Raw genomic sequence first — 12,617 nt, 5'->3', positions numbered from 1 at the left:
GAGGATTACCCGAATATAGGGGCCGGGATAGGCTGTGACAATCCCCTGGATCTCTGGAGGTTCGGTTGTCTGCTGAGCGCAGCTATGGCGGCGTGCCGTTGGCTCGGCGCCGGGAGGAACGCCGGGAGCGGCTCCTGGCGGCTGGGGTCGAACTGTTCACGTCGACCGGTTATCAGCAGACCAAGATCACCGAGTTGTGCGCGGCGGCCGGGATGTCGAACCGTGGTTTCTACCAGGAGTTCGAGACCAAGGAAGCGCTGCTGCTCGAGCTGTACGCCCGCACCAACCGGCTCGCCTACGACCACGTCAGCCAGATGCTGACCACCCTGGAAACCACCGATCCGGCCGAGCGGATCGATGTCCTCATCGACGTCTACCTGGCCGCCGTCACCTCAGACCCACGACTCGCCCGCCTGAACTACGTCGAAGCCGTAGGCGTCAGCCCCGCCGTCGAAGCCCTCCACGTGGAATGGGTCGGCCGCTGGAGCACCCTGATCGAACGCGAGGCCGACCAGGCCGCAGCAGCCGGCCACGCCCCACACCGAGACTTCCGCCTGACCGCCATCATGATCGTCGGCGCCATCACCGGCCTACTCCGCGAATGGCAGAACCACGCCGCCCGCTATCCCACCCCCGAAATAGCCGCCGAAGCCAAAGCCCTCATCCTGACCTCAATCACCCGCCAGGTCTGACGCAGGGTGACCCCGACTGGATCACCAGTCGGCAATGATTCTGGCTAGTAGGTCTGGTAGTAGATCAGTTGGCCGGATTCGCCGGGGGCGGCACCTTCGCTGGGGATGAAGAGGGTGATGACGAAGGCGTTCTGGCCGTTGGGGGCTTTGAGGGCGGTGATGGTGGGGTTGGCGAAGGCTGTGCTGCCGGCGTTGGTGCGGATCGTGGTGCGGTCGGCGTTGCCGGTCTGGTAGTCGTGGACGAAGGTGCGCCAGGAGCCGAAGTCGCCCTTGGTGTACTGGCCTTCGATCAGGCCGAAGGTGTAGCCGCGGAAGGTGGTCTGGTCGCGGTCGCCGATGTTGCCGCCGACACCCCAGTGCAGCAAGGCGTTGTCGAAGTTCGGCTGGGCTGCGGTGGTCCAGGAGTTGAAGTTCTTCAGGGTGCCGCGTTGCTGGCGGTCGCGGTCGCAGTTCCACCAGTAGTGGCCGCCGATGTCGATCGTCGAGTGGTCGATATCGGGTGCCAGCGTGATGCTGTAGATGTTCGGCGTACCCTCCGCGCAGGACGACAGCCGGCGCGGGGAGTCGAAGGAGCGATTCACCTTGCCGGCCAGGAGATCCGCGCGGTTGGCGAAGTACCGGAAGGCGAGGTGGTTGTTGCCACCGCCCGGCTGCTCCTGCTCCCAGGCGAGTACGAAACCACCGTTCGACGCCTGCGCGATCGTCGGCTGGGAAGCAGGGCCGGTGTTGCTCCCGGCGAGCTCACGCACCCAGTGCCAGTTGAGCAGATCGGTCGACGTCGCCAGGTTCACCCGGAAGCGTCCGTCGGCGGCCAGATGGTGCGAGACGGCCAGGTAGCCGCCGGTCGAGTCCTGGATGATCTTCACCGTGTCCATCACATGACCGGCGTCGTCCTTGGTGTTGTAGCGCTTCCCGGTAGCGCCGGAAACGTTCTCCACGATCCCGCGCAACTCCGCTCGCGCCGGATCGGACGCGGCGGTGGTCGTCGCAGCAGCCGAACCGGCACTCAGCGTGGCAAGTGTGATGACAAGCAGAACAGCAAGAGCTCTGGGCATGGGCGGTACCCCTCGCAGTCAGTTGTTCAAGGCCCTCAGGCTAGCGAGGTCAGGGCCGCCGTGCCCAGATCAGAGTGTGCCCGCTCGTCCCCTCGGCCACGAACTCCTGGCGATCGATCGCGAGGCCGGCGTTCTCGATCCACGTGCGGGTGGTCGCGGTGTCCGCCTGACTCCACCACATGGGTACGTCGCCACCCAGCCAGTTCTCCTCCGACCCGGTCCACGCGCCGGAGCCGATCGTCGCCACGAAGCTGCCGCCCGGACGCAGCCAGGTGCCGATCCGCTGGAGAAGCGCCTCCTGCTCGTCCACCGGGATGTGGATGAGCGCGTAGAACGACACGATGGCGTCGAAAGAGTCCGCCGCCAGGTCGAGGGTGGTCGCGTCAGCCTGCAGGAACGTCGCCGCCGGCACCCGCTCGCGGGCGCGCGCAACCTGCACCTCGCTGATGTCGACCCCGGTCACCAGATGCCCCGCCTCGGCCAGCACCTTCGCCACCGGCACCCCGGATCCGCACCCGAGGTCGAGGACCTGGGCGCGGACCGGGAGTTGGGTCAGGAGTGCCTGCAACCAGTCGCCGTACTTCGTCTCGCTGCCGTACGCCTCGTCGTACCGGGCCGACAGTTCGTCATAGCCCCGCCGTACCAGCGCCTTGGCCTCCTCGTTGTCCATGCGCCCGAGGCTAAACACCCCACCCCGACCACGCGACCGGATATCCGCTGCTGTTGCCCCTTCTCCCCTCGTATACGGCCTGATAAGGGGCAACACGGACGGATATCCGTCGGTGTTGTTCGTGCGGTGGTCAGCGGGGGCGGGCGTGGTGGAGGGTTGCGGCGGCGGCCAGGCAGACTGCGCCGGGGACGATGAGGGCCGCGGCGGGGGTGAGGAGGGTGGCTGCGCCGGTGGCGGCGGCGAGGGTGAGGGTTTCGACGGTCATGCGGGTGGTGCTGAAGAGGGCGGCTCCGGCGCCGCCGCGGTGGTAGGGGACGTGTTTCAGGGCTTGGCCATCGGGGACGCCTTCGGTGAGGCCCAGGCAGATGCCGAGGATGGCGGCGCCTGCGAAAAGGGCCAGCGGGGATTTGGTGAGTTGGAGGGCGAAGGCGGTACCTGCGCAGATGATGAGGGCAAGCGTGACCAGGGGTGCCGCCCAGCGGCGGGCGATGCGGGCAGCGAGTATTGGAAGGAGGGTCGAGGGGATCGTGAGCAGACTGAGCAGGAGGCCTACCTGGCCGGCACCCAAGTGCGCGCCGAGCTGTGGCAGGGCGGTCAGGCCGACAACCAGGATCCCCATGAACGCACCGGTCCCCAAGGCATAGGCCCGGTACGTCGGGATGCGCAGCAGGTCGAGCGGGATCGCGGGATCCGCCGTACGGCGTTCCACCCGGACCAGCCACGCGAATCCACCGGCCGTGATGAGCAGCAGCCCGATCGTCGCCCAGACGGGCAGGGCGAATCCGAAGGCGGTCACCGCGGCCGCGATGGTCAGTCCGAAGATGACCGCACCGGCCAGGTCGAACTCCTTCGGCAGGTCCTTGGTGCGGAGGCTCGGTAGGCCGATAGAGGTCAGGACGGCGATCCCCGCGACGGCCGCTGGTACGACGAACACCATCGGCCAGCCGCCCACCGCCATCAGGCCTTGAGCGGCGAACGGACCGAGGGCGAGACTTGTGCCTAGTACGGCGCCGACGTACCCGTAGACGCGATGCCGATCCTCAGGTGGGTAGACGGCCAGCACCATCGCCGAGCCACCGGCCGCACACATGGCCGCGCCGACGCCGGCCAGCACGCGGAGGGCGACCAGGGTGCCGAGGTCGGGTGCCAGCGCGGAGAGTACGCCGGCCACCGCGACCACGATGTTGCCTAGAGCAAAGAATTTCGTGCGCGAGGTGCGGTCGGCGAGAACGCCGGCCAGTAAGAGCGCAGCAGCGAACAGACCGTTGTAGCCGACAACGATCCATGGGCCGAGGGCGTCGGGCCCCGACAGGTCCGCGGTCGCCGCGGGGACGACGGCGGTCGAGCCGGTGATGGCGAGGGGGAAGACCGCGGTGGAGATGAGGTCGGCGACGAGTACGCGCCGACGGTGACGAACAGACAGATGAAACACGGTATGCGCTCCGGAGTCAGCAGATTCCGAGCGCCACAGGGGGCGCTCCTGACGGGAAGCCAGGAGCGACGGCTCTGGGTGTTATGCGCCGCCGCTCTTAGCGACGGCGCACCGTGTCTGTCTTGGGCACGGGCCGAGGGTAGCAACGGGACGGTCCCTGCGGCACGCGGTTTACCAGAGTGAGCCGGTGGCGTCCCAGTGCCCGTGCGAACGCTCATCGGTGAACGGCACCAGCCACTCGACCGGCACTGTCAACGTCTGCACCCGCGGCAGCACGATCGGCGTACCGTCCGCGGTCCGCAGGTTCCCGATGATCTCGTACTCCCCCTCCGGCAACCCGAGCTCGAGGCACTGCTCAGCCGTCAACGTGACCGCCGTCGTCGGACTCAGCACCGACCGCACCCCCTCGGCCGCCGACTCTTCCAGCCCCGTCACTGTCAGCGGAAAGGTCGCCCCGCGCAGCGCACCGAACGTCAGCCGCTGATCCCCTTCCAGCACATGCGGGACCTCGACCAGATACGTCGTACCGACCTCGACCTCGCCGCTGAGCACCCCACCAGGCTCCGCGTTCCGCACCCGGTTTGTCCAGGAAAAACTCCTAGCGGCCGGGGAGGCGGGTGGTGATTTCCTGGAGGATCCAGGTGTTGTTGTCGGGGTCGGTGAAGGTGGCTCGGGTGCTGTAGGTACGGCGTTCTGGGTCCAGGCCGGGGGTGAATCCTTCGGCGGTGCGGTGGAAGTAGTCGGTGACCGGGGCGCCGGCGGCGACCAGGGCCTCGCGGGCGGTGACGATGTCCTCGACGACCAGGTAGGCGGTGGACGATCCGGGGGCGGCGGGGGTGATGCCGGCGCCGAACTGGACCGAGGTGGCCGAGCCGGGCGGGGTCAGCTGGACCACGCCGGGCGGGGTGACGTCGAGGCGCCAGCCCAGGCTTACGTAGAAGTCGCGCGAAGCGTCAACGTCGGTGACCGGGATGATCAGGGCCTCGATGCGCTGTTCAAAGGTGCTCATGGACACCAAGATCACGGGTACGGCGGGGTGTTCGCACCAGGGAGAATCACTGGAACGCGGTCCGCAGTTGCCGGCGGGAGGTGATGCCGAGTTTGGCGAAGGTCTTGCGCAGGTGCCATTCGACGGTGCGGGGGCTGATGAAGAGCTGGGCGGCGATCTCGGGATTGGTGAGACCGTCGCGGGCGAGGGCGGCGATCTGGCTCTCCTGGGCGGTCAGGTCCGTCCGGGTCTCGGGGGTCCGTTTGCGAACAGTCTCGCCAGTCGCGAGCAGTTCGTGCCGAGCCCGATCCGCGAAGGCCTGCAGCCCCATCTCGGTCAGCAGGTCATGCGCGGTCCGCAGTTGCTCACGGGCGTCCACGCGACGCCCTTCCCGCCGCAACCATTCGCCGTACAGGAGGCGGCCGCGCGCGACCTCGACCCGGACCGGCGTCCGCTCGAGGTAGTCGAGCGACTGGAGGTAGGCGTCCTCATCGGCGTTGAGCAGCGCCGACGCCCGAGCTGCCAGACCGTGCCCCCAATCGGTCGCCGCTCGCTCGTTGAGCCAGCTCAGCGCGGTCTCCACGAGCTTGGTGTCGCCGGTGCGCGAGGCAGCCTCGACAAGCTCGCCGGCCACCAGTACGCCGTACCCGACGATGTCCTGCTCGAACACCTCCAGCGCGGCATCCCGGGCAACGTCATACCGCCCGAAACCGTTGTGTAGCAAGGCAGATGCGTATGTCGCGAACGCGGCCAACCGCCCGCCGCCAGTCTGCAACTCAGCGATCAACTCTCGCGCCGGCCGCTCGTTCCCCCGGTACGCCTCGAGCACCATCCGCCCAGCCGAACCACGCCGGCTCCCGGTCAGCTCGGCGATCTGCCGATCCTCGTCGACCATCCGGCCGGCCGCGGCCAGGTCGCCGGTCAGACACGTCAGCCCGGCCCGGAAGTCGAGCGCGCTCTGCAACTGCACCAACGCACCCGTACGACGCGCGATCGCGTCCTGCCGGGCCGCCATCGCCAGCCCACTCTCGAGGTCCGCCAGCTCCAGGGCGACCATCCCGCCGGCCAGCCACAACCGGCCGCCGATCTCGGCGTCCCGCGCCTGCGCCAGCGCCGTCACGAGCTGCGGCGCCGCGGCCGCATACCCCCGCGTCACCCGCTGGGCGAGTGCCTGCAGCAACAAATCCGCCGGCCGATCCGAAGCAACAACCTGTACGGCGGCCGCCGCGACCACCGCACGCGTATCCGGCCCACTCGCCCAGATCGCCGCCGAAATCGCTTCCAGATAAGCGTCCTGAGCCCGATCCCCGTCGAGCCGCCCGGCCGCGTCGAGCAACATCCGAGCCGCCTCCAGGGTCCGGCCCTGATCGAACGCGATCTCCCCGCGCAACCAGTCGACCGCCGCCGCCGCTGCCGCATCAAGCGGACCAGCGGCCGCACCACCGAGCAACGCCAGCGCCGAATCCAGCGCCCCGGACCGCCACTTCGCGATCGCCGCCGCCACCGCGCGCCGAGCCCGCGGACCCGGCTCCGGCGTCAGCTCCACCGCCCGCTCCAGCAGCGCCGCGGCGGCGAAGAATCCACCCCGCGACTGCGCCCGCTGGGCCGACTGCTCCAACTCGGCCGCGACCTCCTCGTCCGGTAACGCCGTCGCCTGCGCCCGATGCCAGGCGCGCCGATCCGGCTCACTCTGGGCATCAGTCACCTCCGCGAGCACCCGATGAACCAGCTGCCGATCCTGTGGTGAAGCCATCCGATACACCGTCGACCGCACCAACGGATGCCGGAACCGCACGTGCTGACCGATAGCGATCAGCCCCGACTCCAGCGCACCGGCCGCCGGACCGTCACCCAACCCGAGCCGCTCAGCCGCGCGCCACAGCAGGGTCGCATCACCGAGCGGTTCCGCAGCCGCAGCCAGCAGGAGCAGCCGGGTATCGGCCGGCAGGACGTCGAGGCGTCGTACAAAGCTGTCCTCGATCCGGCGGGTCAACGGGCCCGCACCCAGCCCGTCGGCGAGCTCGGCGACAGTCCATGCGTGCGGGAGCTCGATCAGCGCGAGCGGATTCCCGCGCGTCTCGGCCACGATCCGGTCGCGGACCCGCGGATCGAGCGGCCCCGGCAGCACCGAACCGAGCAGCGCCCGCGCATCGTCCTCCCCCAGCCCGCGAACCTCCAGCTCAGGCAACCCGTCGAACGCGTGCTCAGTGCCCTCCCGCACCGAGACGACCATCACGACCGACTCCGCCTCCAGCCGGCGCGCCACGAACGCGAGCACCCGGGCCGACATCAGATCGATCCACTGTGCGTCGTCGACCACACACACGACCGGCCGCTCGACCGCCGCGTCAGCCAGTAGGTTCAGCACCGCGAGACCGATCAGGAACTTCGCGGGCGGCGGTCCGCTGAGCAGACCGAACGCCGTACCAAGTGCTGCGTACTGCGGTTCCGGCAACCGTCCGATCCGGTCCAGGAACGGCTGGCACACCTGATGCAGACCGGAGTACGCCAGCTCCATCTCGGACTCGATGCCATCGGCCCGTATCACCTGACAGCCGGTAGCCTTCGCGGCCAGTGCATCGAGCAATGCCGACTTGCCGACGCCGGCCTCACCCCGGAGAACCAGTACGTCGCTCCGCCCGGTCCGCGCGGCATCGACCAGGCCTTGCAGTACGGCGATCTCGCGCTCCCGGCCCCGCAGTTCGTGCTCCGCCACGGGCCCAACCTAGCCGACCGCCGGTGTGGCCGGGACCACGATAGTTGCGTTTTGCCACGATCTCCGGAATGGTCAAAAGGTAAACCCCGACCCGTTCCTAGTGAAAAGTGGAGGCGCGCCGAAGCGAGGCGTGATTCAGCTGTGGCGATCGATTTCGACAGCCAGCAAGCAACCCCTGACCACGCAACCGAGCATCCCGCGCTCGCGACACCACCACCGCCCGGCAGCCGAAGTACGGGCTCCGGGCTCGATCGGATCGTGTTCGGCGTCACCGCCGGCATCGCACTGGCCTTCGTGGCCTGGGGATTCGCCAGTGCGACCAGCCTCGGTACGGCGTCCACCTCGGCCCTGACCTGGGTCGAGACGAACACCGGCTGGCTGTTCGTACTGCTGGCCTCCGGGTTCGTCGTGTACGTGTTGTGGCTGGCCGGCGGCCGCTACGGGCGGATCCCGCTCGGCGCGGACGACGAGGAGCCCGAGTTCAAGACCGTGTCCTGGGTGGCGATGATGTTCAGCGCCGGGATGGGGATCGGGCTGATGTTCTACGGTGTGAGCGAACCGCTGTCGCACTTCATGACACCGCCGCCGGGCACCGTCGAAGGCGGGACGGACGCGGCGTTGCAGACGGCGATGGCGACGACGCTGTTCCACTGGACGCTGCACCCGTGGGCGATCTACGCCGTCGTCGGTATCGCGATTGCCTATGGCACCTTTCGGCGCGGACGCCCGCAGTTGATCAGCTCGGCCTTCGCGCCGCTGCTCGGCAAGCGGACCGAGGGTCCGATCGGCAAGGTCATCGACAGTCTGGCGATCTTCGCGACACTGTTCGGTTCGGCGGCATCGCTGGGGCTCGGTGCGCTGCAGATCGGCTCCGGCGTGCAGATCCTCGGCTGGCTGGACAAGACCGGGAACGCCGTACTGGTCGGAGTGATCGCCGTACTGACCGCTGCCTTCGTCGCGTCGGCCGTGTCCGGTGTTGCCAAGGGCATCCAATGGCTGTCGAACATCAACATGGTGCTGGCGATCGTGCTGGCCGCCTTCGTCTTCGTGGTCGGGCCGACCGTCCTGATCCTCAACCTGGTACCGACCGCGATCGGCGACTACCTGCGGGACATCGCCGAAATGGCGGCCCGGACCGAGGCCAGCGGCGGCGACACGATGGCCACCTGGCTGTCCAGCTGGACGGTCTTCTACTGGGCGTGGTGGATCTCCTGGACGCCGTTCGTCGGCATGTTCATCGCGCGGATCAGCCGCGGGCGGACGATCCGGCAGTTCGTCACCGGCGTACTGCTGGTGCCGTCTCTGGTCAGCCTGGTCTGGTTCTGCGTCTTCGGCGGCGCCGCGATCGACACCCAGCGGCACGGCGTCGACATCGCCGGCCAGTCCACCACCGAGGGTCAGCTGTTCGGTCTCCTCGAGCACTTCCCGCTGGCGTCGCTGACCACGATCCTGGTCGTCGTACTGGTGGCGATCTTCTTCGTCTCCGGCGCGGACGCGGCCTCCATTGTGATGGGCACGCTGTCGCAGCGGGGAGCAATCAACCCGAGCAAGTCGGTCGTCGTGTTCTGGGGTGTGCTCACCGGCGCGGTCGCCGCGGTGATGCTGCTGGTCGGTGGAGGTGGCGCGAAAGCCCTGCAGGGACTACAGAATCTCACCATCGTCGCTGCCCTCCCGTTCGCTCTCGTGATGGTCGGCCTGGCCGTCGCGCTCGCCAAGGACCTCCGCACCGATCCCCTCATGCTCCGCAAGGCCATGGGGACCGAGGCCATGGAGGCAGCCGTCATCGAAGGCGTCACCACCCACGGCGACGACTTCTCGCTGGTCGTCACCGGCAACGGGGAGGACCCGGTCACGAAGGACTGACCGGGTAGCCCAGTGCGACGGCGCCGCCGTACTGGGCTATTCGCCACGCCACCCGACGATTCTGAGCGAGTACGTCGCGTAGGTGGTCTTGAGATCCTCGATCGTGCGATCGGGGCCCATCCAGGTCTGGACCTCGGCCGCGAACCCGGCGGTCGCGTCGGTGGTGTGGCCCGGCGGGCGGTACCAGACCGCGAGCCGGATGCCGAAGCCGGCGATGGCGGCGATCGCGGTCCAGGGGTCGGCGCAGTCGAACGCGCCGAGGTCGTTGCCGCGGTCGATGACGGCCCGCATCAGGTCGATCGCCTCCTTGCGGCTGGCGGCGACGCGGCGCAGCGCGGACTCGGTGAGCATGGCGAAGTCGTTGTGCGCGATGGTCGCGAACAGCGGGTACGTCGTGTGGAACTCGACGTTCGCATGGGTGAGGGCGGCCAACTGGTCCGCAGGATCCGGCCCGGCCTCCAGCAGCCCGGCGCGCATCCGGTCCCGGATCTCTTCGTTGGCGAGGAACACCAGCTCGCTGAACAGCTCGGCCTTCGACGCGTACTTCGCGTACAGCGAGCTCGGCTGCACACCGAGATGCGCGGTCAGGTCGCGGACCGAGACGCCGTGATACCCCCGGGCGGCGAACAGCTCGACCGCCGCCGCCAGCAGCCGGCCCTTGGCGCCGTCCGCCGCGAGCTGGGGCGGCAGCAGTTCGGGCATCTCACCTTCCTTAGAACGATCGATCCATAAGTTATCAGAATTTGCGCTTGACACCAGCTTCGTGGATGCTCAGAGTAATGTAACAAGCGTTCCACTGGAGGGGTTGGATGCGCACTACTGCAGGGATCTGGTGGGAGAGCACCGGCGCAGGCGAGCCGGTGCTCCTGATCAATGGATTGGGGTCAGCATCAACGTCATGGTTCCGTTTGCTCCCGGGGCTGCACGGCTACCGGGTGATCACGTTCGACAACCGCGGTGTGGGGCGTACCGGGTCCTCCCCGGAACCGTTCGACCTCGCCACGATGGCGACCGACGCAGTCGCCGTCCTCGATGCAGCCGACGTCGACCGGGCGCACGTCCTCGGCCTTAGCATGGGCGGCCTGATCGCCCAGGAGCTCGCCCTCAGCTACCCCGACCGCGCAGCCTCCCTGATCCTGGTCAGCACCCACTCCGGCGTCCCGCACCTGACCGTCGCGGCCTCCGCAGTCGCCACCACCCTCAAACAGATCGCAGGCCTACCCCCGGCCGAACGCAGCCAGGCACTGGCCCCGATCCTGTACGTCGACCAGACCCCCGCCACCGAGCGAGCCCGCGACGACGAGATCGGCGACACCCTCCCCACCACCCCCGAAGGCATGCGCAGCCAACTCCTGGCCGCCACCCCTTGGGACCGCCACACCGACCTCCACCAGCTAACCCTCCCCACCCTCGTCCTGCACGGCCGCGAAGACCGCCTGGTCCCCCTCTCAGCCGGCGAAACCCTCGCCGCCGCCATCCCCAACGCCGACCTAGTAGTAATCCCCAACGCCGGCCACCGAATCTTCACCGACCAAACCCACCTCTCCACCCACGCCATCACCACCTTCCTCCAAGCCACCCGATCCCCCCAACGACAGGACGTCTAGATCGTCGGGAACGACACGTGGTGGTCGGGTCCGCCGGTCTAGGTCACGCCTGCAGCCGGGCGCCAGATCACCTCCGGCGGCACCACCACATGTCCTTACCGACGAGGACCGCCCAACCCGACGAGAAACAAATCGGTACGGCGATGCCGGGGAATCTGCCACGATCGTCGGATGGGAGCGCTGGATGCAGTGGCGGGCAGGGTCGCCGGCGGCGCCACCGTGGCGTTTCGGCCCAGCGGGTCCTCGATGGTTCCGCTGATACGGAGTCGGCAAGAGGTGGTCGTTGCACCGGTCGACCCGACGGAACTGGCGGTCGGAGACATCGTCCTCGCCCGCGTCGCGGGAACGGTCTACCTGCACCTGGTGTCCGCTGTTGATCCGTCCCGGGATCGGGTCCAGATCAGCAACAACCGCGGCCGCGTCAACGGCTGGACCAGCCACGATCGCGTGTTCGGCATCTGCCTGTCCGTCGATGGCGTCGCCCGCTCAGGAGCCGCCTCCAAGACACTCACACCCGACGGCCCCACCGACCGATAGCCCCCCAACGACAGGACGTATAACCCCACTGGGCTACACCACCACGCTCACCGCTCCCACCCAGGCACGGCGACCGGCGTATACGTCCTGTCCGTCGGAGGATCCGCCGGGGCGCGATGGTCGGGAACGACACGTGGTGGTCGAGTCCGCCGGACTAGGTCACGCCTGCAGCCGGTCGCCAGGTCACCTCCGGCGGCACCACTACGTGTTCTTACCGACGGATGGTTGCCGCTCGACTGTGGTTGGCTGGTGGGGTGTCGGAGCAGATTCATTTCACCGCGAAGTTGCCCACGAAGCGGGTCGCTGCCGACTGTCTGTTCATTGACCGAGCTGGTCGGCTGTTGGTGCTGGAGGCTCCGTACAAGTCGACGTGGGACCTTCCTGGCGGGATGGTCGAGAAGGATGAATCACCCCGTCTGGCGGCCCGGCGTGAGGTTTACGAGGAGATCGGTCTGAGCGTGGAGCCCGGGGCGCTGCTTGCCGTGGACTGGGTACCTCAGACCGGAGACTTCACCGAGATTGTCGCCTTCCTCTTCGACGGCGGCGTTCTGGCACCGGGCGATATCGAGCGGATCGTGATCCAGCCGGCTGAGGTGAGCTCCTTCAGGTTCGTCACGCTTGCCGAGGCGGAGAGGCTGCTCGATGCTGAGCAGTTCGCACGTGTCGCAGCTGGGTTCGCGGCCAGGGAGTTGGCGCAGACCGCCTATCTCGAGGCCGGCCGCGCACCTCGGTCCGCCCAACCAGGTCGCTAAAGCAACAAGCCCCCAACCGCAGTTCCTCGCCGAATGCATCGCTTGGAACTGCATGGGGCGGTTGCGCCGGAGGCGCTGGAGGGGTGTCGCCGCCGGAGGCGGTGTCCTTTGGCGGGGAAGTTCCGGAACCGGGGAGGGGGTGTGCATGCGCATTCCGGCGCGTAGGGTTCGCGGCTAGTAAGCGCTTGCCGGGATGGTGGGAGGAAGTTGTGAGGCGACGTGTTGGGGTGGCTGTTGCGGTGGCGGGGTTGGGGGTGGGGCTGCTGACTGTGGGGGCTCCGGCTCAGGCTGGGCGGCCGGAGCGG

Annotated in this window: 12 protein-coding genes; 5 read left to right on the top strand and 7 right to left on the bottom strand. The window is 68.3% G+C overall.

Annotated features, from left to right (window positions below):
* Window positions 1–65: 65 nt before the first annotated feature.
* Window positions 66–692, top strand: coding sequence for a TetR/AcrR family transcriptional regulator (locus ACFCV3_RS09875; protein ID WP_376028170.1), 627 nt, complete (start codon window positions 66–68; stop codon window positions 690–692).
* Window positions 693–736: 44 nt separating this feature from the next.
* Here the strand turns inward: ACFCV3_RS09875 and ACFCV3_RS09870 are convergent, their stop codons facing one another.
* From ACFCV3_RS09870 to ACFCV3_RS09845, 6 genes are all read right to left on the bottom strand, one after another.
* Window positions 737–1,747 (bottom strand): hypothetical protein, encoded by a 1,011-nt coding sequence (locus tag ACFCV3_RS09870; RefSeq protein WP_376028168.1) that lies wholly within the window; start codon window positions 1,745–1,747, stop codon window positions 737–739.
* Window positions 1,748–1,796: 49 nt separating this feature from the next.
* Window positions 1,797–2,417, bottom strand: a complete 621-nt coding sequence (locus tag ACFCV3_RS09865; RefSeq protein WP_376028166.1) for a class I SAM-dependent methyltransferase — start codon at window positions 2,415–2,417, stop codon at window positions 1,797–1,799.
* Window positions 2,418–2,547: 130 nt separating this feature from the next.
* Window positions 2,548–3,849, bottom strand: a complete 1,302-nt coding sequence (locus ACFCV3_RS09860; RefSeq protein WP_376028163.1) for an MFS transporter — start codon at window positions 3,847–3,849, stop codon at window positions 2,548–2,550.
* A gap of 171 nt (window positions 3,850–4,020) precedes the next feature.
* Complete coding sequence (locus ACFCV3_RS09855) at window positions 4,021–4,425, bottom strand: hypothetical protein (protein ID WP_376028161.1); 405 nt, start codon at window positions 4,423–4,425, stop codon at window positions 4,021–4,023.
* A gap of 22 nt (window positions 4,426–4,447) precedes the next feature.
* Window positions 4,448–4,858, bottom strand: coding sequence for a VOC family protein (locus ACFCV3_RS09850; RefSeq protein ID WP_376028158.1), 411 nt, complete (start codon window positions 4,856–4,858; stop codon window positions 4,448–4,450).
* 46 nt (window positions 4,859–4,904) lie between these two features.
* Entirely contained in the window at window positions 4,905–7,553 is a 2,649-nt protein-coding gene (locus tag ACFCV3_RS09845) for an AAA family ATPase (RefSeq protein ID WP_376028157.1), read from the bottom strand.
* A gap of 141 nt (window positions 7,554–7,694) precedes the next feature.
* Between ACFCV3_RS09845 and ACFCV3_RS09840 the strand changes: the two genes are divergently transcribed.
* Window positions 7,695–9,416 carry a BCCT family transporter gene (locus tag ACFCV3_RS09840; RefSeq protein ID WP_376028155.1) on the top strand — a complete coding sequence of 574 codons (1,722 nt, stop codon included), beginning with the start codon at window positions 7,695–7,697 and terminating at the stop codon, window positions 9,414–9,416.
* 36 nt (window positions 9,417–9,452) lie between these two features.
* Here the strand turns inward: ACFCV3_RS09840 and ACFCV3_RS09835 are convergent, their stop codons facing one another.
* A complete protein-coding gene (locus ACFCV3_RS09835; RefSeq protein WP_376028152.1) occupies window positions 9,453–10,118 on the bottom strand; it encodes a TetR/AcrR family transcriptional regulator in 666 nt (221 codons plus the stop codon).
* A gap of 107 nt (window positions 10,119–10,225) precedes the next feature.
* Between ACFCV3_RS09835 and ACFCV3_RS09830 the strand changes: the two genes are divergently transcribed.
* The 3 genes from ACFCV3_RS09830 (at window position 10,226) to ACFCV3_RS09820 (ending at window position 12,312) form a co-directional block, all read left to right on the top strand.
* Complete coding sequence (locus ACFCV3_RS09830; RefSeq protein ID WP_376028151.1) at window positions 10,226–11,023, top strand: alpha/beta fold hydrolase; 798 nt, start codon at window positions 10,226–10,228, stop codon at window positions 11,021–11,023.
* A 171-nt stretch (window positions 11,024–11,194) separates the two neighbouring features.
* The gene (locus ACFCV3_RS09825; protein WP_376028149.1) at window positions 11,195–11,560 is read left to right on the top strand and encodes a hypothetical protein; all 366 of its coding nucleotides are present in this window, start codon (window positions 11,195–11,197) and stop codon (window positions 11,558–11,560) included.
* Window positions 11,561–11,814: 254 nt separating this feature from the next.
* Window positions 11,815–12,312 carry an NUDIX domain-containing protein gene (locus ACFCV3_RS09820; protein ID WP_376028147.1) on the top strand — a complete coding sequence of 166 codons (498 nt, stop codon included), beginning with the start codon at window positions 11,815–11,817 and terminating at the stop codon, window positions 12,310–12,312.
* Window positions 12,313–12,617 lie beyond the last annotated feature (305 nt).

The organism is Kribbella sp. NPDC056345 (genome assembly GCF_042262745.1).
Lineage (GTDB): Bacteria > Actinomycetota > Actinomycetes > Propionibacteriales > Kribbellaceae > Kribbella.
This window is presented reverse-complemented; position numbering and strand designations above follow the sequence as displayed.

Bases quoted from the DNA above. Each gene is read 5' to 3' on its own strand.
- ACFCV3_RS09870 (WP_376028168.1), bottom strand. From the start codon at position 1,747: ATGCCCAGAGCTCTTGCTGTTCTGCTTGTCATCACACTTGCCACGCTG.
- ACFCV3_RS09865 (WP_376028166.1), bottom strand. From the start codon at position 2,417: ATGGACAACGAGGAGGCCAAGGCGCTGGTACGGCGGGGCTATGACGAA.
- ACFCV3_RS09850 (WP_376028158.1), bottom strand. From the start codon at position 4,858: ATGAGCACCTTTGAACAGCGCATCGAGGCCCTGATCATCCCGGTCACC.
- ACFCV3_RS09835 (WP_376028152.1), bottom strand. From the start codon at position 10,118: ATGCCCGAACTGCTGCCGCCCCAGCTCGCGGCGGACGGCGCCAAGGGC.
- ACFCV3_RS09830 (WP_376028151.1), top strand. From the start codon at position 10,226: ATGCGCACTACTGCAGGGATCTGGTGGGAGAGCACCGGCGCAGGCGAG.
- ACFCV3_RS09825 (WP_376028149.1), top strand. From the start codon at position 11,195: ATGGGAGCGCTGGATGCAGTGGCGGGCAGGGTCGCCGGCGGCGCCACC.